The organism is Vibrio sp. 03-59-1 (genome assembly GCF_013114135.1).
Classification (GTDB): Bacteria; Pseudomonadota; Gammaproteobacteria; order Enterobacterales; family Vibrionaceae; genus Vibrio; species Vibrio cortegadensis.
In genome coordinates, this window is record NZ_VTYA01000007.1 from 35,343 (window position 1) to 61,863 (window position 26,521).

Annotated in this window: 21 protein-coding genes, 4 tRNA genes and 1 other annotated feature; of the genes, 13 read left to right on the forward strand and 12 right to left on the reverse strand. The window is 43.3% G+C overall.

All coding sequences use genetic code 11. The annotated features are described in order from the left end of the window. Nucleotides 1-8: 8 nt before the first annotated feature. From F0249_RS08700 to F0249_RS08740, 9 genes are all read right to left on the reverse strand, one after another. Nucleotides 9-1,148, reverse strand: a complete 1,140-nt coding sequence (locus F0249_RS08700; RefSeq protein WP_171756422.1) for an ABC transporter substrate-binding protein — start codon at nt 1,146-1,148, stop codon at nt 9-11. Nucleotides 1,149-1,442: 294 nt separating this feature from the next. Beyond that, on the reverse strand, nt 1,443-2,702 hold the full coding sequence (locus tag F0249_RS08705; protein ID WP_113797387.1) for a dicarboxylate/amino acid:cation symporter: 1,260 nt from the start codon (nt 2,700-2,702) through the stop codon (nt 1,443-1,445). 478 nt (nt 2,703-3,180) lie between these two features. Then, the gene (trpA, locus tag F0249_RS08710) at nt 3,181-3,987 is read right to left on the reverse strand and encodes a tryptophan synthase subunit alpha (RefSeq protein ID WP_171756423.1); all 807 of its coding nucleotides are present in this window, start codon (nt 3,985-3,987) and stop codon (nt 3,181-3,183) included. Then, nucleotides 3,987-5,204 carry a tryptophan synthase subunit beta gene (trpB, locus tag F0249_RS08715; protein ID WP_017052010.1) on the reverse strand — a complete coding sequence of 406 codons (1,218 nt, stop codon included), beginning with the start codon at nt 5,202-5,204 and terminating at the stop codon, nt 3,987-3,989. Before trpB ends, trpA begins: the two co-directional genes overlap by 1 nt. A 143-nt stretch (nt 5,205-5,347) precedes the next feature. After that, on the reverse strand, nt 5,348-6,778 hold the full coding sequence (trpCF, locus tag F0249_RS08720; protein WP_171756424.1) for a bifunctional indole-3-glycerol-phosphate synthase TrpC/phosphoribosylanthranilate isomerase TrpF: 1,431 nt from the start codon (nt 6,776-6,778) through the stop codon (nt 5,348-5,350). Nucleotides 6,779-6,782: 4 nt separating this feature from the next. After that, nucleotides 6,783-7,793: an anthranilate phosphoribosyltransferase gene (gene trpD / locus F0249_RS08725; RefSeq protein WP_171756425.1), complete on the reverse strand. Its 1,011-nt coding sequence runs from the start codon at nt 7,791-7,793 to the stop codon at nt 6,783-6,785. Between the two features lie 21 nt (nt 7,794-7,814). Then, complete coding sequence (locus tag F0249_RS08730; RefSeq protein WP_113797381.1) at nt 7,815-8,405, reverse strand: aminodeoxychorismate/anthranilate synthase component II; 591 nt, start codon at nt 8,403-8,405, stop codon at nt 7,815-7,817. A 2-nt stretch (nt 8,406-8,407) separates the two neighbouring features. Beyond that, entirely contained in the window at nt 8,408-10,036 is a 1,629-nt protein-coding gene (locus F0249_RS08735; RefSeq protein ID WP_171756426.1) for an anthranilate synthase component 1, read from the reverse strand. 128 nt (nt 10,037-10,164) lie between these two features. Continuing rightward, nucleotides 10,165-10,266: a sequence feature (Trp leader region), on the reverse strand. Continuing rightward, nucleotides 10,213-10,323: a Trp operon leader peptide gene (locus F0249_RS08740; RefSeq protein WP_084654809.1), complete on the reverse strand. Its 111-nt coding sequence runs from the start codon at nt 10,321-10,323 to the stop codon at nt 10,213-10,215. It overlaps the preceding feature by 54 nt. A gap of 84 nt (nt 10,324-10,407) precedes the next feature. Here F0249_RS08740 and F0249_RS08745 point away from each other — a divergent pair, with 84 nt between their 5' ends. From F0249_RS08745 to rluB, 3 genes are all read left to right on the forward strand, one after another. After that, nucleotides 10,408-11,268 carry a PHP domain-containing protein gene (locus F0249_RS08745; RefSeq protein WP_113797377.1) on the forward strand — a complete coding sequence of 287 codons (861 nt, stop codon included), beginning with the start codon at nt 10,408-10,410 and terminating at the stop codon, nt 11,266-11,268. Between the two features lie 47 nt (nt 11,269-11,315). Next, entirely contained in the window at nt 11,316-11,936 is a 621-nt protein-coding gene (locus F0249_RS08750) for an L-threonylcarbamoyladenylate synthase (protein WP_017052016.1), read from the forward strand. Nucleotides 11,937-12,081: 145 nt separating this feature from the next. Continuing rightward, on the forward strand, nt 12,082-13,113 hold the full coding sequence (gene rluB / locus F0249_RS08755) for a 23S rRNA pseudouridine(2605) synthase RluB (protein WP_113797375.1): 1,032 nt from the start codon (nt 12,082-12,084) through the stop codon (nt 13,111-13,113). A gap of 98 nt (nt 13,114-13,211) precedes the next feature. Here rluB and F0249_RS08760 read toward each other — a convergent pair whose 3' ends face one another. Together F0249_RS08760 and F0249_RS08765 are read right to left on the reverse strand one after the other, a co-directional pair. Then, nucleotides 13,212-13,694, reverse strand: a complete 483-nt coding sequence (locus F0249_RS08760) for an RNA methyltransferase (protein ID WP_017052018.1) — start codon at nt 13,692-13,694, stop codon at nt 13,212-13,214. A 118-nt stretch (nt 13,695-13,812) separates the two neighbouring features. Next, nucleotides 13,813-14,133: an HI1450 family dsDNA-mimic protein gene (locus F0249_RS08765; RefSeq protein ID WP_029203296.1), complete on the reverse strand. Its 321-nt coding sequence runs from the start codon at nt 14,131-14,133 to the stop codon at nt 13,813-13,815. Between the two features lie 147 nt (nt 14,134-14,280). Between F0249_RS08765 and F0249_RS08770 the strand changes: the two genes are divergently transcribed. Continuing rightward, a complete protein-coding gene (locus tag F0249_RS08770; RefSeq protein ID WP_171756427.1) occupies nt 14,281-15,048 on the forward strand; it encodes a nucleotidyltransferase domain-containing protein in 768 nt (255 codons plus the stop codon). A gap of 10 nt (nt 15,049-15,058) precedes the next feature. Here the strand turns inward: F0249_RS08770 and F0249_RS08775 are convergent, their stop codons facing one another. Next, a complete protein-coding gene (locus tag F0249_RS08775) occupies nt 15,059-17,422 on the reverse strand; it encodes a DNA polymerase II (protein WP_171756428.1) in 2,364 nt (787 codons plus the stop codon). A 388-nt stretch (nt 17,423-17,810) separates the two neighbouring features. Between F0249_RS08775 and uvrY the strand changes: the two genes are divergently transcribed. The 9 genes from uvrY to F0249_RS08820 all read left to right on the forward strand — a co-directional run bounded on the left by uvrY (nt 17,811) and on the right by F0249_RS08820 (nt 26,484). Next, the gene (gene uvrY / locus F0249_RS08780) at nt 17,811-18,455 is read left to right on the forward strand and encodes a UvrY/SirA/GacA family response regulator transcription factor (protein WP_029203297.1); all 645 of its coding nucleotides are present in this window, start codon (nt 17,811-17,813) and stop codon (nt 18,453-18,455) included. Then, nucleotides 18,455-20,287, forward strand: a complete 1,833-nt coding sequence (uvrC, locus tag F0249_RS08785; RefSeq protein ID WP_171756429.1) for an excinuclease ABC subunit UvrC — start codon at nt 18,455-18,457, stop codon at nt 20,285-20,287. The genes uvrY and uvrC overlap by 1 nt, the downstream gene beginning before the upstream one ends. A gap of 46 nt (nt 20,288-20,333) precedes the next feature. Continuing rightward, nucleotides 20,334-20,891, forward strand: a complete 558-nt coding sequence (pgsA, locus tag F0249_RS08790) for a CDP-diacylglycerol--glycerol-3-phosphate 3-phosphatidyltransferase (RefSeq protein ID WP_017052024.1) — start codon at nt 20,334-20,336, stop codon at nt 20,889-20,891. 317 nt (nt 20,892-21,208) lie between these two features. Then, nucleotides 21,209-21,282: transfer RNA gene (locus tag F0249_RS08795), tRNA-Cys, on the forward strand. Nucleotides 21,283-21,308: 26 nt separating this feature from the next. After that, a tRNA-Gly gene (locus F0249_RS08800) sits at nt 21,309-21,384 on the forward strand. A gap of 96 nt (nt 21,385-21,480) precedes the next feature. Then, nucleotides 21,481-21,567 (forward strand) — tRNA-Leu (locus tag F0249_RS08805). A gap of 34 nt (nt 21,568-21,601) precedes the next feature. Next, a tRNA-Gly gene (locus F0249_RS08810) sits at nt 21,602-21,677 on the forward strand. A 665-nt stretch (nt 21,678-22,342) separates the two neighbouring features. Next, entirely contained in the window at nt 22,343-25,240 is a 2,898-nt protein-coding gene (locus tag F0249_RS08815) for a pyridoxal phosphate-dependent class III aminotransferase (protein WP_171756430.1), read from the forward strand. Beyond that, on the forward strand, nt 25,240-26,484 hold the full coding sequence (locus F0249_RS08820; protein ID WP_017054570.1) for a carboxynorspermidine synthase: 1,245 nt from the start codon (nt 25,240-25,242) through the stop codon (nt 26,482-26,484). Before F0249_RS08815 ends, F0249_RS08820 begins: the two co-directional genes overlap by 1 nt. Nucleotides 26,485-26,521 lie beyond the last annotated feature (37 nt).

The following is a 26,521-nucleotide window of genomic DNA, read 5'->3' on the forward strand; positions in this document are numbered from 1 at the left end:
GACCTATTTTATTTTCCGTAGCGTTTAAGCCACTCTTTTTCCAGTGCAACTTGCCAACTTGGATGCGGCTCAGCAACTGATTTGAATAGTTTGGTATTTTTCGCACTGCCTGTTAAATATTGCGACTGTAGGATAGATGGATCGCCCCAAATATTCAGGTCGCCTTTGCGTGATTGTGCTTCTGGGCTTAAAAGGAAGTTAATAGCAACTTGAGCCCCTTCTTTTGCTGAGGCATTCCATGGAATAGCCAAAAAGTGAATATTGCTCAGTGCGCCTGTCTCAAAAGCGTATGCTTGAGTTGTCTCTGCTAATTTGCCACTCGCTTGAGCAGAGAAAACACCATTTGGATTAAACGTGATCGCGAGATCGATCTGATCATCATCAAGTAGTTGAAGCATTTCTGATGATCCAGCAGGAAACTGCTTACCTTGACGCCAAGCGGTTTTGTGTAATTCGTCTAGGTATTTCCATAGCGAAGCGGTAACAAGCGAGAAGTCGGCGTCATTAACCGGTTTTTGAAGTGTCGCATCGTTACGAGTCAGTTCAATAAGCAGCGCTTTCAGAAAGCTTGTCCCATGAAACTCAGGTGGTTTTGGGTAGGCGATTCGGTTAGGAAAGGCTTTGCTGTAGCTGAGTAATTCACTAAAAGAAGAAGGAGGATTATTCAATGTCGCTTGGTCGTGAATAAATACCAGTTGACCGATTCCCCACGGCGCTTCTAGTCCATCGGTTGGTTCAGAAAAGTCAAAATCAACAGGGAAATCTTGGTTTACATATTCCCAACTCGGTAAAGTGTCAACGAAAGGACCAAAGAGTAGATTGCTGTTTTTCATCGACTTAAAGTTTTCGCCGTTGATCCATACCATGTCGACACTGCCGCCATCACTCTTTCCGGCTGTTTTTTCAGCTAATAAACGAGCCGTCGTTTCTGATATGTCTGCCACTTTCACATGTTTAAAAGTGATGCCATAGCGACTGTTTAGCTCTTGTCCAGCCCAACGTAAATACTGGTTGATTTCTTGGCTTCCACCCCAAGCATGAAAATAGACCACTTGGCCTTCCGCTTTTGCTTCAATTTCTTGCCATGATGCGGCATGGGACGACAGAGAGAGTAGGGATGTACAAAGGAGCAAAAAAAATCGTTTCATAATGTCAAAAATCCATTTTGGTTAAACGGCAACAGTGCGTTTAAGTATTGTTGTGATTTATTGTATGGCAAGTTAATGATTTTGTAATGTTATCTCTGTTTAAGACCTGTTACCAAGGAAAAAACTTTCATAGTTTGAATGTTTTTAATTAGTTAGCCTGTTTCGGTCGGATAAAAGGGGACAATTAGAGTGGGAGTGTTTTAATTCGTGACATTATTTTCGGTTAATTGCGAATAAAAAAAGCTGCTCAAAATAGAGCAGCTTTCTATGACAATTAAGCTTTTGAGCTTAGGTTTAAGCTTGTTGTTTCTCTAGTTCTGCTTTCACAACGTCATCTTCAATTAATGAATCAACGATAACAGCACAAGCAGCATCGCCCGTGATGTTTAGTGCAGTACGGATCATATCGAAAATACGGTCAAGAGCGAACAATAGCGGTAGACCTTCGATTGGGATGCCAGCAGCAAGTAGTACAGCTACAACTAGGAACGAAGGTCCAGGAACGCCCGCTTGACCAACAGCACCCAGTGTTGAAGTGATGATGATTGCGATGTATGCGCCCATCGAAAGGTCGATGTTGAATAGCTGTGCAAAGAAAATCGCAACAAGGCCGTAGTAGATTGCGTTGCCCGACATATTAATGGTGGCACCAAGAGGAAGAACAAAAGATGCTGTTGAGTTACGCACGCCTAGCTCTTTTTCGCAGGTTTCCATTGTTACTGGAAGTGTCGCCATTGAAGATGCAGTTGACAGAGCAACGGCTTGAGGTTTCTTCATTGCGGTTAAGAATTTCTTAGCAGACGTCTTAGTGAATATTTGGATCATTAGCGGGTAAGCAACAAAACCAAAGATTAAGATAGCAGCAACATAAACGACGAACAGTTTGAATACGACCATCAGTGCGCCGAAACCAAATGTGCCGACAGCTTCAGCCATAAGACCAAACACACCCAGTGGAGCGATGATCATCACTTTGTTGATCATCCATACCATTGCATCAACGATTGCGTTCACGCCATTGATAATTGGCTCACGTTTCTCTTTTGCTTGTTTCGAGATAGCGATACCAAAAAATAGGCAGAAAACAAGAATTTGAAGAATGTTAGCTTCGTTCAGTGATTGGAAAACGTTGGTTGGGATCATACCAGTGATGGTAGCCCAAAAAGTAGGTAGTTCACCTTTAGAAGCGTATTCAGCAGAGAACATGCCTTCGACGCCAGATACGTCGATACCACGTCCTGGTTCGAAAACCTCACCCATAATTAGAGCAAGTGTCACCGCAAGAGCTGATGTCAAAGCGAAGTAACCAAGAGTAGTCACACCAACTTTACCAGCAGAAGAGCTATTACCTAGACCAGCAGCACCAGAAATAAGTGCAACTGCGACTAAAGGTATAACCAGCATTTTGATTAAATTAATAAAGATTGCGCCTAGTGGAGCAAAGATTGTCGCGCTTTCACCCATCATGGCACCAACGGCAGTACCAATGATCATAGCGATGACAACTTGGACACCGATGTTGCTTAATAAATTGTTTTGTTTTAACACTTCCATAACCTCTGTGCTATTTAATTGTAATTTCCCAGTATTAGTCTCTACTGTACGGCATAGATGTGGACTAATATCTCGCAGTAGTTTTACACTTAATTTTCATATTTAGCAATGAGAGAACAATTGCGCATGGTCTCAAAGTGCTGTTTTATGTACCGTTGGGTTAAATTGCACACGCTGGCAACCGATTGCTGAGGTTTGTGCCACATTGTTTATGTGTTTTATTTATAAAGTGAATGCTAGCTATATGAATTGTGAATTATGAAAACAAGTGGATTGTTAACACTTGTGAGGGGGTGATGGGAGTTGATTTTTAGATCTTAAATTTAACAACATTTTGTGTTGAATGTTATTTTTTGAGTCGGTGATTGTTATTGTGTTATGGGCGAGGAGAGCAAAAAAAGAGCACAAAATCGTACTCTTTTTGTTCAAGTCGTGTGTAAGTCAGATCCAGAGTTCAGATCATTATTTCACCTACTGTTTATCTTTGAGTTGCCGCTTTCATTGAGGAGACAAAGCTCGAAAGCTGGCTAAGCATCTTCTCTGGCTGTTCAAGGTGACTCTCAATAATTTTAACGACAGCTGACCCAGAGATTGCGCCTGCTGCTCCAGCTTGAATGGCCTCTTGAACCTGTTCAGGCTGCGATATACCAAAGCCAAGTAGGGCTGGTGGTGCGTCAAATGTATTGAGGCGCTCTAATAAAGCCGTAACAGGCATATTCGCTTTGGTTTCTGCTCCTGTTACCCCTGAACGTGAAAGTAGGTAAGTGTAGCCACCCCCAAGGTCAGATACCGATTTCAGAGTTTCATTACTTGCTGTCGGTGGGGCGATAAAAATCGGATGCACACCATGTTTTTCAGCAGCGGCGACGAACTCGGCACTCTCATTGGTAGGAACATCTGCGATTAATACAGAATCAACTCCCGCCTCAGCGCATCGTTGATAGAAATTCTCGATTCCACCCGCAAATACAAGGTTAGCGTACATCAATAAGCCGATTGGAAGATCTGGATGTTGAGATCTGATTTTTGCGATCAGGTCAAAACAGATACTTGGAGTGGTTTTTGACTCTAAAGCTCGGATGTTCGCCCCTTGAATGGTTGGCCCGTCTGCAAGAGGATCTGAGAATGGAATGCCAAGCTCCAGCGCATCTGCACCCGATTCAACCAGTGTTTGCATGATCTGCAAAGAGAGCTCTGGGCTTGGATCGCCAATAGTGACGAAAGGAACAAAAGCGCCTTGTTGTTTGCCAGCTAAGCGCTGAAATAGTGTTTGATAGCGATCCATTATAGCGCTCCTTCTTTGTTGTCTGCTTTATTTGCAGCTTGTTGTTCAAGAATGTCATGTACAGTGAAAATGTCTTTATCTCCACGTCCTGAAAGGTTGACGACAAGCAATTGCTCTTTTTCTGGTTCGTCTTGAGCCATCTTGATTGCGTAAGCCAAAGCATGTGCTGATTCTAGTGCTGGAATAATTCCCTCTTTACGAGCTAATAGCTGAAACGTCTCTAGTGCTTCATCATCGGTAATGGATTCATACTGCGCTCGACCAATCGAGTTTAAGTAGGCGTGCTGTGGGCCAACAGATGGAAAATCAAGCCCGGCAGATACTGAGTATGACTCTTCTACTTGACCGTTAGGATCTTGCATCAAAGGCGATTTCATACCGAAGAAAATACCTGTTTTACCGTGTTTTAGAGGCGCGCCATGTTGGTCGGTATCGATACCTTTACCTGCGGGTTCAACCCCAATTAAGCGTACATTTTCTTCTTCAATGAAATCCGCAAACATGCCAATAGCGTTAGAACCGCCACCGACACAAGCAATAACCGCATCAGGCAGACGACCTTCGCGAGCTAGGATTTGGTTCTTCGTCTCTTCGCCAATCATGTGTTGGAATTCACGTACAATGGTTGGGAAAGGGTGAGGGCCCGCAGCTGTACCTAATAAGTAGTGAGCCTCTTCATAGCTTGCAGACCAATCACGCAGTGCTTCGTTACACGCGTCTTTTAAGGTTGCAGAGCCTGAATGAACAGGAATGACTTCCGCTCCCATTAATTTCATACGGAACACGTTAGGACTCTGACGTTCCACATCTTTTGCACCCATGTAAACTCGACATTTTAGATCAAGCAGCGCACACGCTAGAGCAGTGGCAACACCGTGCTGACCAGCACCAGTCTCTGCAATGATCTCTTTTTTACCCATACGTTTCGCAAGTAACGCTTGGCCTAATACTTGGTTGGTTTTATGAGCGCCACCATGAAGCAAATCTTCACGTTTTAGATAAAGTTTTGTTTTTGTGCCCTTAGTCAAATTACGAGTTAGGGTGAGTGCGGTTGGGCGACCTGCATACTCTTGCAATAGCGTCATGAATTCAGATTGAAATTCAGGATCTTTTTGAGCATCAATAAAAGCTTGCTCCAGTTGGTCCAGTGCAGGTACTAAGATTTGTGGTACGTATTGTCCACCGTATTCGCCAAAATAAGCATCAAGTTTCGCCATGATTACATCCCTTTTTTATCTTTTTGTTGCTGACATATCGGTTGGTATTGTTAATACATCAGCATTTAATTTGGTTGATTTGCTATTTATTCGTTCTTTAGCACTCGTTTTACTGCTCAGTATTGCTACGGATTCAGCTGTGGTTAATACGCTCGAACTTCAGCAAACGCATGTTGTAGTTTTTGACTGTCTTTTGTTCCCGGCTGTGATTCTACGCCAGAGTTGAAATCCAAACCTAAACAGCCCAATGCTGCTGCTTGTCTTGCGTTTTGTGGCGATAATCCGCCCGCCAACATAATGTTGTTTGTGTCATTGATGAGTTCCCAATCGAAACTCACTCCTGTTCCACCAGATTGATTGCCGACTTTGGCATCCAATAAATGACGGTCAATGTGAGAGGCGAGTAAGCTAGGCATCGTTTCAGCAACGCCATAGGCTTTCCAAATCTCAGTTGAGGACGGTAGTAAGGCTTTCAATGCGTCGACATAGTGTTGATCTTCCTCACCATGCAGTTGCACCGCGCTTAACCCAAGCTCAGTGGCATAAGATGAGACTTGCTCAATAGATTGGTTTTGGAAAACACCCACATATTTAAGTGGTGCACCGCTCATTACGATTCGGGCTGATTCCGGATTCACAAAGCGTTTGGATGTTTCGACAAAAATAAGACCACCAAAGACGGAACCTGCTTGATAAGCTTTGGCTGCGTCGTCGGGATGAGTTAATCCACACACTTTATTTTCGCCTAGAGTGACACTTCTGACGGCTAATTCAATGTCATCTTCAGCCATAATAGAGCTGCCGATAAGGAAGCCAGACGCAAACTCGGAGAGTTCTCGAACTTGCTGGTGGGTATAAATACCCGATTCCGAAATGATGGTGGTGCCTTTAGGAAGTAATGGCGCTAACTCTTTGGTGCGATTCAAGTCTGTTGATAGGTCGCGTAAGTTACGGTTATTAATTCCAATCACTTTCGCTTTCAGTGCCACTGCGCGTTCAAGTTCTTCTTCATTGCTGACTTCTGTTAAAATGCCTAGCCCTAGTGAATGAGCCACTTCTGCAAGTTCACGGTATTGCTGATCATTAAGTACGGACAGCATCAGTAAAATGGCATCGGCACTATAATGGCGAGCTAGATAGACTTGGTAGATATCCACCATGAAGTCTTTACACAAAATCGGCTGTGTGACCTGATTACGAACTTGGGGTAAAAAATCGAAATTACCCTGGAAGTATTTCTCATCGGTCAAAATTGATATTGCACTGGCGTGGTTGTTATAAACCGAGGCAATGTAATCAAGGTCAAAGTTATCGCGAATTAACCCTTTAGAAGGCGATGCTTTTTTACATTCCAGTATAAAGGCCGCTTTATCACCAGAGAGCGCCGCGTAGAAATCTCGGTCGGATGGAACCAACGATGCTTTAAAGCTTTCTAGAGGTTGAGACTGTTTTCTCGCCTCAATCCATTTGTGTTTGTCGTTGACAATTTTTACCAGCACTTCAGCCATCTCGGTATTTTCAATAGAGATGTGCTCTGAAAGTTGTTCTGCTTTGGCTTCTGATCTCGATGTCATCTATTTATCCTCGTTGCGCGAGTTGTTGTACTAGCTCAAAGGCTTTGCCTGAATTCATTACCTCAATCGCATGTTGGGTATTTGCTTTGAGATCTTCTCGTCCAAATAGGCGCAGTAATAAAGCGACATTGGCAGCAACGGCACCTAATTGAGCATCGGTTCCTTTGCCTGTCAGCATGTCGGTAATGATTGCGCGATTCTCTTCTGGCTCTCCACCTTTAATGGCGTCAAGCGGGTAAGTTTCTAATCCAAAATCTTCGGGCTGAAGTGTGTACTCTGTGATTTTTCCATCTTTGATTTCAGCTACTAAGGTTTCGCCATGAATCGCGACTTCATCTAGGCCACTACCATGTACTACTGCCGCTCGTTTCATTCCCATTTGTAACATGGTTTCCGCGATAGGACGAACCAGTGACGCATCATAGACGCCCATTAACTCGATGTTAGGACGAGCAGGGTTGATCAATGGCCCTAAAATATTAAAGAGAGTGCGCGTTTTCATGGTTTGACGAACAGGCATCGCGTGACGGATGCCACCGTGGTATTGCGGTGCGAACAAGAAAGCGACACCAAGATCATCGACGGCTTTACGAGTGTTTTCTGCGCTCATCGCAAGGTTGATACCAAATGAGTCAAGTAGATCCGATGATCCAGATTTACTTGATACGCCACGGTTGCCATGTTTTGCGATTTTTACGCCACATGCCGCCGCAACAAACGCAGCAGTGGTTGAAATATTAATGGTGTTTGAACCGTCGCCACCTGTGCCAACGATGTCGGCGAAGTCATAATCAGGGCGAGGGAAAGGGCTCGCATTGGCAAGTAGCGCTTTTGCGGCACCTGCGATTTCATCTGGTGTCTCGCCTTTTATTTTTAGAGCCGTAAGAGCTGCCGCCATCAAAATCGGATCTAATTCACCTTGAATAATGACATCAAAAAGCTGGTGACTCTCTTGCTGAGTCAAAGATTGTTGGTCGTACAATTTGTTGATGATGCTTTCCATTGTTGATTCCATAATTTTTTCCTCTAAATCCGTTTAGGCGTGTGTTTCGTCTAAAGCCCATTCAATTGCGTTGGAAAGCAGTGTTGCTCCGTAAGTCGTCATAATTGATTCTGGGTGAAACTGAAAGCCGCAAATTTTGTCTTGTTCATGAACTACTGACATTACTAAACCATCCACTTCGGCGGTAATGGTTAATGTTGGTGGCACATGAGTTGCCACGAGTGAGTGATAACGCGCAATCGCAAGTGGAGAGGGTAAACCTTGATAGGTCGAGTGATTGCTGTGTTCCATCATCGAAACCTTACCATGAATGATTTCACCTGCGCCCGCAACTGTGCCGCCATAAGCTTCAACAATGGCTTGGTGTCCAAGGCAGATACCAATCATCGGTACTTTGCCTTTTAGTGCTGTGATCAGTTCAGGCATACAACCCGCTTCTGATGGTGCGCCAGGGCCCGGTGACAATAAAACCAGTGGGTTATCGAGTTGATTAACGGCTTCTGCTATCACCGTAGCGGCAATGTTGTTTCGATAAATAGTCACTTGATGACCTAGTGAGCGGAATTGATCAACTAGGTTATAAGTAAAGGAGTCGAAGTTATCGACAAAGACGATATTAGCCATGCTTATGACTCCTGCTGTTGGGCGTTTTTAGATGCGACTTCTGGTTTGCGGTGTGCATCTTGAATGGCAGAAATAACAGCTTGAGCTTTGCCGCGAGTTTCGTCTGCTTCTGCTTGTGGGTCGGAATCAAACACCACGCCAGCTCCCGCTTGAACTTGTGCCATTCCGTTTTCAACATAAGCCGAACGAATCACAATGCAGGTATCTAAATCGCCTTCACCGGTTAAGTAACCTACAGCACCACCGTAACTGCCTCGACGAGCTTGTTCGACATCACGAATCAATTGCATTGCTCTGATCTTAGGTGCGCCAGTCAGGGTTCCCATGTTCATGCACGCTTGATACGCATGAAGAGCGTCAAGATCTTCTCTTAGTTGCCCAACCACGCGAGAAACGAGATGCATGACGTGGCTATAGCGGTCTACCTTGAGTAAGTCAGCAACATGACGAGTGCCAGCGGCGCTGATTCTTGCTACATCATTACGAGCTAAATCGACCAACATCATGTGTTCAGCGTTCTCTTTTTTGTCTGTGCGAAGTTCAAGTTCAATTCGGCTGTCTAAGTCAAAATTGATACTGCCGTTTGCATGTTTTCCGCGTCGACGAGTTCCGGCTATTGGGTAGATCTCAACTTGGTTTGTGTCTGTTTCGTATTTCAATGCGCTTTCTGGTGATGCCCCGAAAAGGGTAAATAGCTCATCTTGCATATAGAACATGTAAGGGCTTGGATTACTCTCTTTCAATGCTTTGTATGCGGCAAGGGGAGAAGGGCAAGGGAGAGTAAAACGGCGTGAAGGCACAACTTGGAACACATCACCTTTCACAACAAACTCTTTTAAATCACGAACGGTTTGGCAAAAATCTTCATCACTGACGCTTGGAACCGCATCTGTGCACTCAACGGTTTGAGCAGCAGGTAGATTTGCTAGAGATTGGCATTGGTGATTAATCTGCTCTAGGCGCTGCTCAAGTTGACATTTTTCTACCTGAGTAGATTCAAATAGACTAGCTTGAAGTGAGCAGGATTCTGTTTGATGATCGACGATCATCAAGGTTTCAGCCACGTAGAAGACATAGTCTGGACACTGGTTCGTTGCTTTCGCATTGCCAAGAGGTTCAAAGCTTGCGACTAAATCATAAGCGAATAGACCACCAATGAAGATCGCATGTTTGTCTTGGTTCTCTAAGTTGAAACTGTGTTGCACTAAGCGCAGAGCATCAAATGAAGACGCTTCTCTTAGGCGACTGTCCTCATCTAGGCAGAGGTTATTCGTTGAATCATCAGAAGCGTTATCATCTTGGTAGATAATAGTAAGCGTATTCTCTTCAAGTTGGGATGAGATGTGTTGATGGATGTTACGCGCTAAGTGTTTAATTAGGTTACGCCCATTGTCTGTTAGGGCATTAAATACAACCTTGTGCCCATGACAGACAATTCGAACTGCTGCGTCAATCAGTAATAGGCTTTTAAGATTCTGTTTTGAATCAATCTCAGCAGACTCAAGTAAAAGACTGTCGGTTTTGTTTTCACATAATGTATGGAATAGACGAGTTGGATCTTGAGCATACGGAATAGAGGTATGCAAGACGTCGACTTTTCCTAGCTTCTTAATTTCAATGGCCTTGTTCACAAGACCTCCTTGAGTAATATTTATTAATTCTTCCTGCCTACATAGTCGCATAAAGCGAGAACGCACCCAATCTGCAATCTTCCGATATCGATGTTTTATTGTTCAGTTGAGTGTGAGATGTACAGCAAAATAAAAAGCCCGCTCATTGAGCGGGCTAAATGTATAGATTTTATTAATTAAAAGTATACGTTAGCCCACCAAGAACTTGTCCAAGTGCGCCACCAACTAAGATCAGTTGCATTAACTGAAAGTTTGTCTTTATGGTTTTGGTTAAATTCTTGTAACATAGTGAACCCAAAAAATGATTTAGTGTATTTGCGTACTAGTTAACTAGTGCGGAGGTAAAAAGTCAAGCCGAAAAGTAATGAATAATGAGAATAGATCTACACAGTCACACAACCGCTTCTGATGGTCGGTTTTCACCTAGCGAATTAATCGATCGCGCTTTGGGTTTTAATATCGAAGTGTTGGCGATCACAGATCACGATACTTTGGATGGTTTGCCGGTTGCGCATCGTTACATTGAAGACAACCAACTACCGATTCAATTGATTAATGGCATTGAAATTTCGACGGTTTGGCAAAATAAAGATATTCATATTGTTGGATTGAATGTTGACCCTAATTCCGCGGAACTTGCGGCGCTTATTGAGCGCCAAAAAGCGCATCGAGTTTCACGTGCTGCGTTAATTGCAGAGCGATTGAGTAAGGCAACACGTGAAGGTGTGCTTGAAGAGGTGCAAGCTATTGCGGGAGACGCTCCTGTTACGCGTGCTCATTTTGCTAAATGGTTAGTCGATAACGGCTACGCCAAAACAATGCAGCAAGTGTTCAAGAAATTTTTAACGCGGAATAATCCAGGTTATGTGCCACCGACATGGTGTTCAATGACGGATGCGGTAGAAGCGATTCATGCTGCTGGTGGGCAAGCTGTATTGGCTCACCCTGGGCGATATGGGTTGACTGCTAAGTGGGTTAAGCGTTTACTAAGCGCCTATGTTGAAGCGGGTGGGGATGCAATGGAAGTTGCTCAACCACAACAAGCTCAGCAAGAAAGGCGCAACTTGGCGGATTATGCTATACAATACAAACTATTAGCCTCCCAAGGCAGCGACTTTCACTATCCATCACCTTGGATGGAGTTAGGAAGAAACCTCTGGCTCCCTTCTGGGGTTGAGCCAGTATGGCAAGATTGGGCTCTTATTGAGAAAGAAAAACCTTTAGAACAATAAGTACGCCACACAGATAGAGTCGAGAGACTCGATAATGAGGAATTACAATGAGCCAGTTTTTTTACGTACACCCTGAAAACCCTCAGGCTCGCTTGATCAGTCAAGCCGTAGCAATCATTCGTAATGGCGGGATTGTGGTCTATCCAACCGATTCCGGTTACGCATTGGGTTGTCAGTTAGAAAACAAGCAAGCGTTAGAGCGTATTTGCCAAATTCGTCGTTTAGATAGCAAGCATAACTTCACGCTGTTATGTCGTGATCTTTCTGAAATTTCACTGTATGCACGAGTCGATAATACTGCGTTCCGCTTATTGAAAAGCAATACCCCGGGGCCATACACCTTTATTTTTAAAGGGACTAAAGAAGTGCCGCGTCGTTTGATGAATGCAAAAAGAAAGACGATCGGTATTCGTATCCCTGACAATCAAATTGCCTTAGATCTTCTTGAAGCTCTTGGTGAACCTTTAATGTCTACGTCATTGATTCTTCCTGGTAATAGCCATACTGAATCCGATCCAGAAGAGATTCGTGACAGTCTAGAGCATGCCGTTGATGTGATCTTAAATGGTGGCTATTTAGGTGAGCAACCAACTACGGTTGTTGATTTTAGTGAAGACGATGTCACGATTTCACGTATTGGTGCTGGTGATACGGTACCGTTTGAATAAAACTGATTTGATAACGAGCATCTGCATTTGTCGAAATAACAGATGCTTTTTTTCATTGAATTTGCGATAATACGCGACCGCGATTCGATCGCAAAAATATTCATTCGACGTCTGTGAAGACGACAATTAGGTAGATAGTAGATAAATGAGCGAAAAAATACAGAAGGTTCTAGCACGCGCAGGTCACGGTTCTCGTCGTGAACTTGAAGCTTTGATTAAAGCGGGTCGTGTTAGTATTAATGGTCAAGTTGCTAAACTAGGTGAGCGCCTAGAAGACGAAAGTGCGGTTATCCGTATTGATGGTCATACTGTTTCTGGTAAAGCTTCGGAAGAAGTTGTATGTCGTGTACTTGCGTATTACAAACCGGAAGGGGAGTTGTGTACACGTAACGATCCTGAAGGTCGTCGTACCGTATTTGATCGCTTGCCAAAAATCCGTGGTTCTCGTTGGATTTCAGTGGGTCGTCTTGATGCGAACACTTCTGGTTTACTACTTTTTACAACGGATGGTGAACTTGCTAACCGTTTGATGCACCCTAGCCGTCAAGTTGAGCGTGAATACTTGGTTCGTGTTTTTGGTGAAATCAACGAAGACAAAGTTAAGAATGTAGTTCGCGGCGTTAAGCTTGAAGATGGTATGGCTCGTTTCGAAGATGTTGTTTATGCTGGCGGTGAAGGTATGAACCACACTTTCTATGTAGCAATCAACGAAGGTCGTAACCGTGAAGTTCGTCGTTTGTGGGAATCGCAAGATACCACGGTAAGCCGTCTTAAGCGTGTTCGTTATGGTGATATCTACTTAGATAAGAAATTACCTCGTGGCGGTTGGAAAGAGCTTGATCTAACAGAAGTTAACTACTTAAGAACATTAGTAGAACTTCCTGCTGAGAAAGAGACAATGCTTGATCTTGATGCGAACAATACTTCGCGTCAGCGTGAACGTTCTCGTAGTCAAAAAATTCGTCGCGCAGTTAAGCGTCACGAAGAGCGTGCAAATGCACCGAAAGGCCGCAGTAATCAGCAGAAACGTCAAAAACCGAATACTCGTGGTACGACAACAAATGAAGCTGGAGCACCACCGACAGGTTCTGCAAACAAGGCTAAGCCGAAACCGGGTTCAAGAAAACCGAATAACGGCCGTCCAAGTAAGCCGAGTAAACCAAGAACTCGTATCTAGAGTTTCATGAGTTAAATAAAAAAACCTGCTTAATATGGCAGGTTTTTTTGTACCTCAATAATGAGATTGATGCTTTTCAATTTATCGCTAACTTATGATCACTTATGGTTTGAAAAGTTATCACCTTTCGCCATTCGATCGTAGAGGATTACGTTTACCGCAGCCGCAAGGTTCATGCAACCATTGGTCGGTACGTAGATCGTTTCGCGACAAAAATCAGTGATCTCTTTTTTCAGTGTTCCATCTTCAGGGCCAAAAATATAAAAGGCACGAGGTGGATGCTTGTAGTCAGGAAGAGGTTTCGCCCCTTCGATTAAATCGACCGCAACAGGAACACAGCCCAAAGGAATAATATCTTTTAAGCTTTCAACTCCGATAAGAGGAATATCTAAATGCTGTTCTTTTGTATCAGTACAAAATTGTCTCGCGAGATCGTAACGTGTTCCCGTGTAGAATACTGAATTTACGTCATAACAGCCTGCAGCGCGCATGACTGAACCGACGTTTTCCGGTGTTTTAGGATTAAACAGGCCAATGCAAGAGTAGCCTTTAGCTAAGGTGCCATTTGTTGCTTTTGTCATAATTGAAATCGAATGCTAAAGATAAGTAAAAGAGAATAAAAAAGCCTGAGTGCCGTAGTTAAAAGTAGGCTCAGACTTAATCTTTACGCTAATGAAAACGAAGCGAAAATGGTAAGAACTAGTCGCGTTTCCATAGGGCGTGGCAAGAACGGTTGTCTGGGTCTCGGCTGATAAGTAAACGAGCAAACACATCGTCTAGGACATCGTCAGCTTCATTGACTAGGCCAATTCTAATTTCAGCGTAAACTTCTTTATCAACTTCAAATCCAACTTCTTGTACCCAGTCGTCTCCAGTCTCTACCAGTTCAGCAGCGCCTCGGTCTTCAAATTGTGCAGTGAATAGAATGACATCCGCAGGTTCTAGGTTGTCTGGTGCCATTTCTAGGAAGATGTCGTATGCCACATCGATAGCGTCATCATAAGAAATTAGTTCTGTCATTGTGTAACCTTCATTGGGTAGGCTTAAAGTGCTTGGGACATAGTATATCAAGCCACGCACTATAAAAGGAATAACTTGATCGATTGATTCAGCTAGTAGATCATAACCTTGTGTATTCTTTTTCATTTTTAAAGACAAATAATCAAGATGGTATTACCTGTTATCAATCCAAGCTCGCCGTTTCAGGCCGAATTCCAACCGGCAATCACTGATCTTTTGAAATTCCTCAAGGGTGGGCTTGGAACCAACCTACACAGTGTTTATCTCTACGGTAGTGTTGCAAGAAAGTCGGCAAAGGTTGGTCGCTCCAACTTGGATGTCGTTGTGATCACTCATCGCGAATTTAACGATAACCGAACGACACTGCTTAATACTATTAAATGGCGTTTTCAGAAAAGCTTTCCGCAACTTACTGAGGTTTCCATTAAGACAGCGTTGGTGAGTGATATTGTCGATCTAGATAATATTTTTACTTGGGGTTTTATGCTTAAGCACTGCTGCGTATGCATCTATGGAGAAGATCTGTCAGATTGTTATGGTGAATTCGAACCTAGCTGGGAAATTGCAAAACACTGGAATATGGATGTAGATGATTGGTTGGAGATCTATCGCCATAGGATCGCAAAAGCGGCCACGGCACACGAGCAGATACACGCGCAAGTTACGATTGCTAAGAAGCTGCTGAGGGCAAGTTACTCGCTGATCATGTATCGCGATAAACGCTGGTTTGATGACCCAACGGAATGTGGGAAAGAGTTCTTACGTTACCATCCAGATAAAGAGGTCGAAATTCAACGATTAAATATACTGCTCACAGGAAAGTTGATCCCGAAACGCTCCGTGATTGGGATCTTAGACGGGTTTGGTGTTTGGTTGACGAAACAGTATAAAAAAACAGAGTTTAGAATTGGGTAGTGCTTCTTTATTAAAATAGTCCTAGTTGAGCGGCATTGAGTCGCTCAAAGTCGATATCAATAAATGGAAGAATAGCTTCGGCAACGGGTTTAATCTGCTTGTCTACATAGTGTTGATAATCGATTAAGCTCTGCTGGTACTCTTTTGGTTCAGGGCCGTTGATGGTGATGACATACTCGATTCGCCCCTTATTCTGATATTGAAGAGGACGACCGCGCTTCGCATTTATCTCATCTGCCATACGCGCTGCTCTGACTTGAGGTGGCACGTTTTTCTGATATTCGTGCAGTTTTCTGCGTAATCGTTTTTGATAGCTTAGCTCATCATCGAATTGACCTGCCTTGGTCTGTTCAACAAATTGACGGACGTATTCACTTGGATCTTCACCATGAAAAACCATTTGGTAGAGTTGCTGTTGAAATCTTTGTGCAAGCGGTGTCCAATCCGTTCTGGCACTTTCTAATCCTTTAAAAATGATTTTCTCATTGTCACCTTCTCCAATCAGCCCTGCATAACGTTTCTTTGAGCCCGTCTCTGAACCCCGAATGGTGGGCATGAGGAACTTACGGTAATGGGTTTCGTATTCAATCTCTAAAATCGACGTGAGGTTGTACTCCTCCCTTAGATGAGCAGTCCACCACTCGTTAATTTCTTCAACTAATTGATGACCAATCTTGTCAGCTTCTTGCTGTGATAATTGACCGTTTAGCGAGACAAAGGTGGAGTCGGTATCACCATAGATCACTTGATAACCCCGTTGCTCAATCAGCACTTTGGTCTGTTTCATTATTTCATGACCGCGCATCGTGATTGAAGAGGCGAGTCGAGTATCAAAAAAGCGACAACCAGAAGATCCTAAAACGCCATAGAAAGAGTTCATGATGATTTTTATCGCTTGTGAAAATGCTTTTTCATTATTCTTCTTTGCGATGTCGCGAGCGGCCCATAGATCTTCGATCATCTTAGGCAAGAAATGTTGTTTCCGATGAAATTGACCACCTCTAAAGCCAGGTACTGATCCCTTTTCGTCATTACCTATCTCTTGTTTCAGCCCTTCAATTAAACCGATAGGGTCAATCAGAAATGAACGAATAATTGAGGGATAAAGACTTTTGAAATCGAGTACCAGAACAGAGTCGTAGAGCTGTGGAATCGAGTCCATAACATAGCCGCCAGGGCTAGCAATCCAGTTTTCAGGCGCTAAATTGGGGGCGACATAACCTGAGCGATGGATCTGTGGGAGATACAAATTGGTGAAAGCCGCGACAGAACCGCCAATCCGGTCAAGTTCTACGCCAGTCAATCGTGTTCTTTCTATAGCAAAATCGAGTAAATGCGTATGTTGAAATATTCGATTTACGAGTACACAATCTTGCAAGTTATAACGAGCGAGTGAAGGTTTATCTTCACGGAACATTCGATTGATTTCATCCATTCTGTCATGAACATTATGGATGTCTTTGCCTTCACCAAGTAACTCTCTTGAGACAGATTCTAACGACCAAGAGCGAAAGTGATAAGTCGCGGTTTTTAAGGTATCAATACCATCTAGGACGACTCTACCTGGAATGGTGATAAAACCTTGCTGACTTTGGTTAGAGGTTCGAAAGAAACTGGATTGCTTTGCTCGACCAATTTTTAAAGCTAAGTGATGCCATTCAGCGCGCTTATGCAAAAGCCGGAAATCAAAATCAATAACATTCCACCCAATAATAATGTCGGGATCAAATTGTTGAAACCAATCAACCATTGCGATTAGCAGGGATCTCTCATCGGAGACCCATTGGATCTGTGTCTCACTGGGTTGCGAAGGTCCGATCATAATGACTCGGCTGTCCATCGGGCTATCTAACCCTATAGAGTAAAGAATCCCTTTTTCGGAACATTCGATATCAATTGATACGACAGAAAGTGACGGTATGTAATCGGTCGCTCTGCATTTTGCTTGCTCGATATGTCGATACGATTGCTTCTGTTTTTGTCGCCCTGTGAATTCAACACCGCCTTTAATGAATCGCTCCATTAAATACCTGTCGGCGAGTTTAATATCGGCCTCATATGTGGTGATGTCATTTAATGCCAACGTCGCTGAAAATTTATTGGCGTCTTTACTCGTATTGAAATAACAGCCAGTAAGTGAATGCTGCTCAAAAGAAGCTAAAGGTAAAGGTTTAAACTGGACATTAACCGACTCTTGCTGCGCGATGGTTTGACACTGAGAAAGAGTGGATTGTTGAATAAAGAAAATGGGTTTTTCTTGAGGTATCGTTAATAGCGTAGGCCCGTTAGGCGTGCTGAGCCATAAGTCAATTTGAGTTGCACCAGATGTATCTCTGGCTTGGCGGGTAAGAATAAACCCCTGTTCAGTATTCAAAATAGACACTCAAAAAAATAGTGATGAGATAATAACAAACCTCAGTAAGAATAAAAGAAGATTGGGAGTTGTAATGAGAGTATTAAATAAATGCGGTGGATAAATATACACAAAAGTTAATATTCAACAGAGTGATTTAAGTTGTTAGTTGCACATGTAACAAGTTGATTACAATCGTTTTGGTTGCTTAGGTAATACTTTAACTTAGTGATCTATAAGAACTTTAATGATGATTTATTGCTCTTATAAAATAAGTTCTTGCTAAAGTTTGAGTTTGGGCACATATTCTTGATAAGCATTTTTATACGAAATGCGTTACTATAAGCAACCATGCTGCTTCCCATATTTTGGGGATGCAGAACCAATAGACAAGTGTGGAGATACAAGTTTGATAAATGTTTTCCTTGTAGATGATCACGAGCTGGTTCGCACAGGGATACGACGTATTATAGAAGACGTCCGTGGAATGAACGTAGCAGGGGAAGCTGAAAGCGGTGAAGATGCAGTAAAATGGTGTCGGAGTAATAATACCGACGTTATTTTGATGGATATGAATATGCCGGGTATTGGTGGGCTTGAAGCGACCAAAAAAATCTTGCGATACAATCCAGATGTTAGAATCATTGTTTTGACGGTTCATACGGAGAATCCGTTTCCAACTAAAGTGATGCAAGCAGGAGCTGCCGGTTATCTAACCAAAGGAGCAGGTCCTGACGAAATGGTGAATGCTATTCGTGTAGTCCATACCGGACAGCGATATATTTCCCCAGAGATTGCGCAGCAAATGGCATTAAGTCAATTTTCGCCTGCGTCTGAGAATCCATTTAAAGATCTTTCTGAACGTGAACTTCAAATCATGATGATGATCACCAAAGGACAGAAAGTCACGGATATTTCAGAACAATTAAATTTAAGTCCAAAAACAGTCAATAGCTACCGTTACCGCTTGTTTAGCAAGTTAGATATAGGTGGTGATGTCGAGTTGACGCATTTGGCTATTCGACATGGAATTTTAGACACCGAGACCTTGTAGTGACATCATCGTTTGACTCGGTAGCTTTTCTAAAAACAGTCACACATCAGCCCGGCGTTTATCGTATGTATAACGCCGATGCTGTTGTGATATATGTTGGAAAAGCCAAAGACCTCCAAAAACGCCTTTCTAGTTATTTCCGCAAAAGAGTAGATAGTGAAAAAACGCGCGCTCTAGTAAGTAATATCGATAAAGTTGATGTCACAGTGACACATACTGAGACAGAAGCTCTGATCTTAGAACATAACTACATTAAGCAGTATTTGCCTAAGTACAATGTTTTATTGAGAGATGATAAGTCTTACCCATACATCTTTATCAGCGGACATAAGCATCCACGGTTATCAATGCACCGAGGAACGAAAAAGCGCAAAGGCGAATACTTTGGCCCTTATCCTGACTCTGGTGCGGTTCGAGAAACACTTCATTTAATTCAAAAAATATTCCCAGTTAGACAATGTGAAGATACGGTTTATGGTAATCGTACCCGTCCGTGCTTGATGTACCAAATTGGACGTTGTGCCGCACCATGTGTGAAAAGCATCATATCCGATGAAGATTATGCCGAGCTGGTGGGGTATGTTCGTCTGTTCTTGAAAGGCAAAGATAAGCAAGTACTTGAAACCTTGATCGACAAGATGGATAAGGCGAGCCAGCAACTCAAATTCGAAGAGGCCGCAGGGTTCAGAGATCAGATTCAGGCAATTCGACGAGTTCAAGAGCAGCAATTTGTCTCTGAAGACAGTATGGACGACATGGATGTACTCGGTTTTGCTCAAGAGAATGGCATTGCATGCATCCATATTTTGATGATCCGACAGGGTAAGATCCTGGGTAGTCGTAGCCATTTTCCAAAAATACCCAGCAAGACAACCTCGGAAGAGGTCTTTTATAGTTTCCTCAGTCAATATTATTTGGCACATAACGAATCGCGAACTATACCGACCCGAATAATATTAAGTGCGGGCTTAGTTGAAGAGACGAACGCTCTCCAAGATGCCTTAAGCGATGTTGCTGGGCGGAAAATTACTTTTCAGACGAACCCAACGAAAAGTCGAAGCCAGTACCTTAAACTTGCTAACACCAATGCATTAACCGCGATCACGACCAAAATAAATCATAAGATGACGGTCAACCAGCGCTTCAAAGAGCTTCAAGATGTGTTGGCGGTTGAATCAATTCGCAGAATGGAATGTTTCGACATTAGTCATACTATGGGTGAAAGTACGATTGCGTCATGTGTTGTCTTCAATCATGAAGGCCCCGTGAAGCAGGAGTATCGCCGCTATAATATTACCGGAATTACAGGTGGTGATGATTACGCGGCAATGGGTCAAGTTCTAGAGCGCCGTTACTCCAAACAACTGGATGTAGATAAAATACCTGATGTGATTTTCATCGATGGTGGCAAAGGGCAACTGAATCGGTCACTAGAGATAATTTCCAAACATTGGGAAGATTGGCCAAAACGCCCAATCATGATTGGTATTGCTAAAGGCGTTACTCGTAAACCCGGGCTTGAAACCTTGATTACTACCGATGGTGAAGAGTTTAATTTACCAAGTGATGCGCCTGCACTTCACCTCATCCAGCATATTCGAGATGAAAGCCATAATCATGCGATTGCTGGGCATAGAGCTAAACGTGGCAAAACGCGTCGCACGAGCCCTTTAGAGGGGATCGAAGGTGTCGGTCCGAAACGCAGACAAGCCTTACTAAAGAACATGGGCGGATTGCAAGAATTAAAACGTGCTACTGTTGAAGAAATAGCCAAAGTGCCCGGTATTAGTATTTCTTTGGCAGAAATTATTTATCAAGCATTGAAACAATAGCAAAAATCCCGCAACATGAAGGCGCAATTGATAAGAGCCTAATAATATGCGTTTTAATATACCTAACATTTTGTCGTTATTGAGATTATTTCTCATCCCTGTCTTTGTCGTAGTTTTCTATCTACCGTATTCATGGGCTCCATTTGCTGCGGCAATGGTGTTTTGGGTTGCGGGTTTTACCGATTGGTTAGATGGTATGCTAGCGCGAAAATTAGGCCAAACTTCTCGTTTCGGGGCATTCATTGACCCTGTGGCAGATAAGGTCTTAGTCGCAACGGCATTGATATTAGTGACTGAGCACTACCATTCAATATGGGTGACAATTCCAGCGGTAACTATGATTGGCCGTGAAATTATCATCTCTGCTTTAAGAGAATGGATGGCGGAAATCGGTAAACGAGCAAGTGTTGCCGTTTCGTGGGTAGGTAAAGTTAAAACCGTTTCTCAAATGTTTGCGCTTTGGGTGCTTATCTGGCGCTATGATGATTGGATGATTTGGGTAGGATATGGTGCACTTTACATTGCGACCATCTTAACCTACTGGTCAATGGTTCAATATTTGGCCGCTGCAAAAGATGATTTGCTTGATGAGCAGCATCATTAAGAATTAAAACAAAAAAAGCGAACCAATGGGGTTCGCTTTTTTTGTTTTAGTCTATTGGTTTTAAGGTGATGACTTCTGTGATTGAGTAGGAGAATGCACTTTCTTACTCTCATTTTCTAAGTTGCTAGCAGTTGTCTTCTCCAATATGGAGGTTTAGTTGCTACTAAACTGACCAATTTGGCACGTTTTGAATGTTTAGTAGCCAAACAGTCTGAAAATAGAAAAAATAGTGTTGACTCAACTGCTCTAATCCGTAAAATGCATCCCGTACCCAAGAGGAGCTCAACGAAATAAGTGAGCAACTTAACGGTGATAAAGGCGCCTTGGCAGAGTGGCTATGCAGCGGATTGCAAATCCGTGGACCTCGGTTCGACTCCGGGAGGCGCCTCCATTCTCTCTTTTAAAGAAGAATGAAATGCGATACTAGCTCAGTTGGTAGAGCGCAACCTTGCCAAGGTTGAGGTCATCGGTTCGAACCCGATGTATCGCTCCAAATTTGAATGTAGCGTTATGGCGACGATACATAAGATGGTGTCTAACCACTCTTCATTGAGTTACTGGTTAGGAGCATCGCAATAAAGAATTGCGTGCCCTGGTGGTGGAATTGGTAGACACAAGGGATTTAAAATCCCTCGGCGTTCGCGCTGTGCCGGTTCAAGTCCGGCCCGGGGCACCATCTATAAAAGTCTGCATTCTATGAATGCAGCAATGCGATACTAGCTCAGTTGGTAGAGCGCAACCTTGCCAAGGTTGAGGTCATCGGTTCGAACCCGATGTATCGCTCCAAATTGAAGAAGCCCGATCAGAAATGATTGGGCTTTTTTTCGTCTGAAATAAATAGATTGGGTGCGCAACCTTACCCAGGGTGAGGTCACGCCTAATGTTTTGAAGAGAGGGGTCTTGTGTGTCGCTCTCATTAATTAGACAGAAAGTAAATTGCCCTGATAGAAATCCCCGTTTTTTTCCGCTGTCGTAACAGGTTAAGAATTTATTCTAAAGATGATCTGCTCTTTATTTGTCCAAAGAATGTTGGTTTTAACAACCTTGTCATTAAAAAATTGCAATCGCATTATTGTTTATGTTACTTTTCCGCCCAATCTCGGAATGAATCTGGGGGAGACGCGTAGTGAGCATTCTGCTGATTGTGAAACTGCGTAGGGTAGGTATTAGTTAAGCCTTTTAACTAATAGACGGGATACTAATGGTGCGATGCATCATGTTAATGGGAAACCCAACATTGAACTCAATTAAACTGCTTTTAAAAATCAGCTTTATACTTCCAACCTGTAGCATCATTACAGAACCTTGATCGCCTGAAGTTTAAATTCGTCATCGTTGAATGACCGTTTTCCCGAATCCGCAATATGCAGATCCGGCGCTTTAGCTACCCTAAAATTATTATTACACACTAATATAAACGTAATTTAGGGCTTATATATTTAGGTATTTGTATGAGTACAGTTTTTGATATCAACGCATCGAGTGTTGATGCCTTAGTTTCTATTCAAGTCCCGGTGACTGACGGACTATATGATCTTACGCTTGACCAAGCGTTGCTGGACCAGGCTGAGCATGAATCAGAAGTCCGTTCTTATCCTCGTCGTCTGCCTATTGCAATCAAGCGTGCATTTGGTGCATTGGTTGAAGATACGCGCGGTCAAATTTATTTAGATTGTCTTGCCGGAGCTGGAACCTTGGCTCTTGGTTATAATCACCCGGAGATCAATCAAGCACTGAAATCTCAGCTTGACTCCGGATTACCGTATCAAACTTTAGATATTACTACTGAGGTTAAAAATCATTTCATCAAACAGGTGAAAGCATTTCTACCTCAAGATTTTTCACATAATTCATCGATTCAGTTTTGTGGTCCCTCAGGGGCCGATGCTGTGGAAGCTGCCATTAAACTCGCTAAGCAAACAACAGGTCGTAATACCATGTTTGCATTCCGTGGTGCCTATCATGGGATGACTAACGGAACCATGGGACTGATGGGGAACTTAGGCACCAAAGCGCGTAGAACAGGTTTAATGTCTGACGTTCACTTTATGCCATTCCCATATAATTTGCGCTGTCCTTTTGGTATTGGCGGCGATGAAGGTGCCAAGCAGAGCATTCGATACATTGAACGATTATTGAATGATGATGAAGCGGGTATCATGAAACCGGCGGCGATCATTGTTGAGCCAGTTCAAGGTGAAGGCGGTGTTATTCCTGCCCCTGCATTCTGGCTTAAAGAGTTACGTCGAATTACTCTTGAGCATGGAATTTTACTTATCTTAGATGAGATCCAATGTGGTGTAGGTAAAACTGGTCATCGCTTTGCATTTGAAGAGGCGGGAATTACGCCAGATATACTCTGCTTATCGAAAGCCATTGGTGGCGGTTTACCAATGTCTCTCTTAGTGTTTAGCAAAGAGATCGATACCTGGAAAGCGGGTGAACATACTGGAACATTCCGTGGTAATCAATTAGCTATGGTGTCTGGTGCTAAAGCACTAGAGATCATTGAGCGAGATAACCTTGTCGAACACGCTAACATTGCAGGGCAGTACTTACGCTCAGGGCTTGAAAAAATTCAGAGCAAGGTTAATTGCATCGGTGAAGTTCGCGGAAAAGGTTTAATGCTCGGGCTCGAAATTGTTCAGCCATCAGGCGAGCGTAATAAATTTGGTGAGCCTGCTTCAGATGGCGACTTAACGCTTGCGATTCAACGTGCGGCATTAGAGCGTGGGTTGATGATCGAAAAAGGCGGACGTGATGGATCGGTAATTCGTTTCTTGCCGCCGTTGATTATTTCGTTTGAGCAGATCGACTTTGCATTAAAAGTAATAGAAGAGGCGATCATTGCATCAGGCGGTGGGGTGACAAATACGCCTGAAAACCTAGCATGGAAAAAGCACTTCATTCACACCGGTGAATTTGGTAGCCAAGAATTTGCAACGGTAATGAATCATACCACTCAAGCGATGAAATCCGTGTTTGAGCAAGTAGAAACACCCTATTCGGCAATGGACCCTCTTGCTCTTGAAACTGCAATCAATAACGTCAATTTGGACAGCAAGAATGCAGTACTCGCAGACGTGATTGATGACACAGCCGAGCTTGTGGCAAAAAACTCAATATTCGTTCAGCACCCAGATTGCATCGCTCATCTACATACGCCGCCTTTACTTTCATCTGTTGCCGCTGAGTCGATCATCGCCGCATTGAATCAATCAATGGACTCTTGGGATCAAGCTTCTTCAGCAACATATGTTGAGCAACGCGTTGTAGATTGGGTGTGTGATAAATTCGATTTAGGTGAGAAAGCCGATGGGGTTTTCACCAGTGGTGGCACTCAGAGCAACCTTATGGGGCTTCTATTAGCCCGAGATTGGATTGCCGATAAGTTCGATCAGCACTCGATTCAAAAGTTGGGACTACCTGAATATGCGTCTAAGTTACGTATTTTGTGTTCCAACAAGTCGCATTTTACTGTTCAGAAATCCGCATCGTTATTAGGTCTCGGAGAAAAGTCAGTGGCGTGTGTGGATACGCATCCTAACGGCACGATTAAAACAGAAGCACTCATCGACACGATAGAAGAGCTTAAATCTGAAGGGCTGATCCCGTTTGCTTTAGTGGGAACAGCGGGAACCACCGACCACGGTGCGATTGATGATCTCAGCACTCTTGCAGATATCGCGCAGCAGCACTCAATTTGGTTTCATGTTGATAGTGCTTACGGCGGCGCACTGATCCTTAGCGGTTCAAAAACTCGTTTATCTGGCATTGAACGTGCTGATTCAGTCAGTGTTGATTTCCATAAACTGTTCTTCCAAACCATCAGTTGTGGAGCAGTGTTAATTAAAGATAAAGCGAATTTTAAATATCTGCTTCATCACGCTGATTACCTAAATCGTGAGCATGATGAATTACCTAATTTAGTCGATAAATCCATTGCGACAACGAAAAGATTCGATGCGCTAAAAGTCTTCATGACGATGCAAAACGTTGGGCCACAAGTTTTAGGTCAAATGTACGATCATCTATTAGCGCAAACGCTAGACGTTGCAGATTTAGTGCGAGGCAGCAGTGATTTTGAATTGCTCGCGGAGCCTTCTCTCTCCACGGTACTTTTCCGTAGTACACCGAAGAACTGCATAGATCTGAATCAGCTAAATAAAAATCTAAGACTTGAGGCTCTAACTAAAGGGGTTGCAGTGTTGGGCGAAACGGTGGTTGATGGGCATTCAGCGCTCAAATTTACCATTTTGAATCCGTGCCTTGCGCTATCAGATTTTGATTCACTTCTTACAAAAATTAAAACACTAGCCATTGAGTTAGTAGAAAAAGGAAATAAATAATGTCTATTTTACAAATTGGCGCAGGTGGCGTTGGTTGGGTTGTTGCACACAAAGCGGCACAAAATAATGAAGTACTTGGTGATATCACGATTGCATCACGCACCATTTCGAAGTGTGAGAAAATCATTGAATCAATCAAGGGTAAAAACAATCTCAAAGATCCATCGAAAAAATTAGAAGCTCGAGCAGTCGATGCGGATGATGTTGAAGCGTTAGTGGCATTAATTAAAGAAGTACAACCAGATTTGGTTATCAACGCTGGCCCTCCGTGGGTTAATATCACCATCATGGAAGCGTGTTTGCAGGCTAAGGTGTCATATTTAGATACTTCAGTGGCGGTGGATCTTTGTTCTGAAGGGCAACAAGTTCCTCAAGCTTATGATTGGCAGTGGGGCTTCCGTGAGAAGTTCGAAAAAGCGGGTATTACTGGCATTTTAGGTGCAGGCTTTGATCCTGGTGTTGTGAGTGTTTTTGCTGCTTATGCGGTTAAGCATTTGTTCGATGAAATTGACACCATCGATGTCATGGATGTTAACAATGGCGATCACGGTAAGAAGTTTGCGACAAACTTTGATCCTGAAACCAACATGTTAGAGATCCAGGGCGACTCTTTCTACTGGGAAAACGAAGAGTGGAAGCAAGTCCCTTGCCACACTCGTATGTTGGAATTTGATTTCCCTAATTGTGGTAGCCATAAAGTGTACTCAATGGCACATGATGAAGTCCGCTCGATGCAAGAGTTTATCCCAGCTAAACGTATTGAGTTTTGGATGGGATTCGGCGACAAATACCTGAACTACTTCAATTGCATGCGTGACATTGGCTTATTGAGCCCAGATCCACTGACTTTGCATGATGGTACGGTTGTTCAACCTCTGCATGTACTTAAAGCGCTACTGCCAGACCCAACCTCACTTGCTCCGGGATACACTGGCTTAACGTGTATCGGTACGTGGGTTCAAGGTAAGAAAGATGGCAAAGAGCGTAGTGTGTTCATCTACAATAATGCAGACCACGAAGTGGCTTATGAAGATGTAGAGCACCAAGCGATTTCATACACGACTGGTGTACCAGCGATCACGGCAGCACTGCAATTCTTCCGTGGCGAATGGGCTGACAAAGGCGTGTTCAACATGGAACAGCTAAACCCAGACCCGTTCCTAGCAACAATGCCTGAAATCGGTCTAGATTGGCATGTTCAAGAGCTAGAGCCCGGTCAGCCGCATATCAATATTCTTAAATAATCACTGAGAGATTATTTGCTTCCAAGCCGATGTTGAA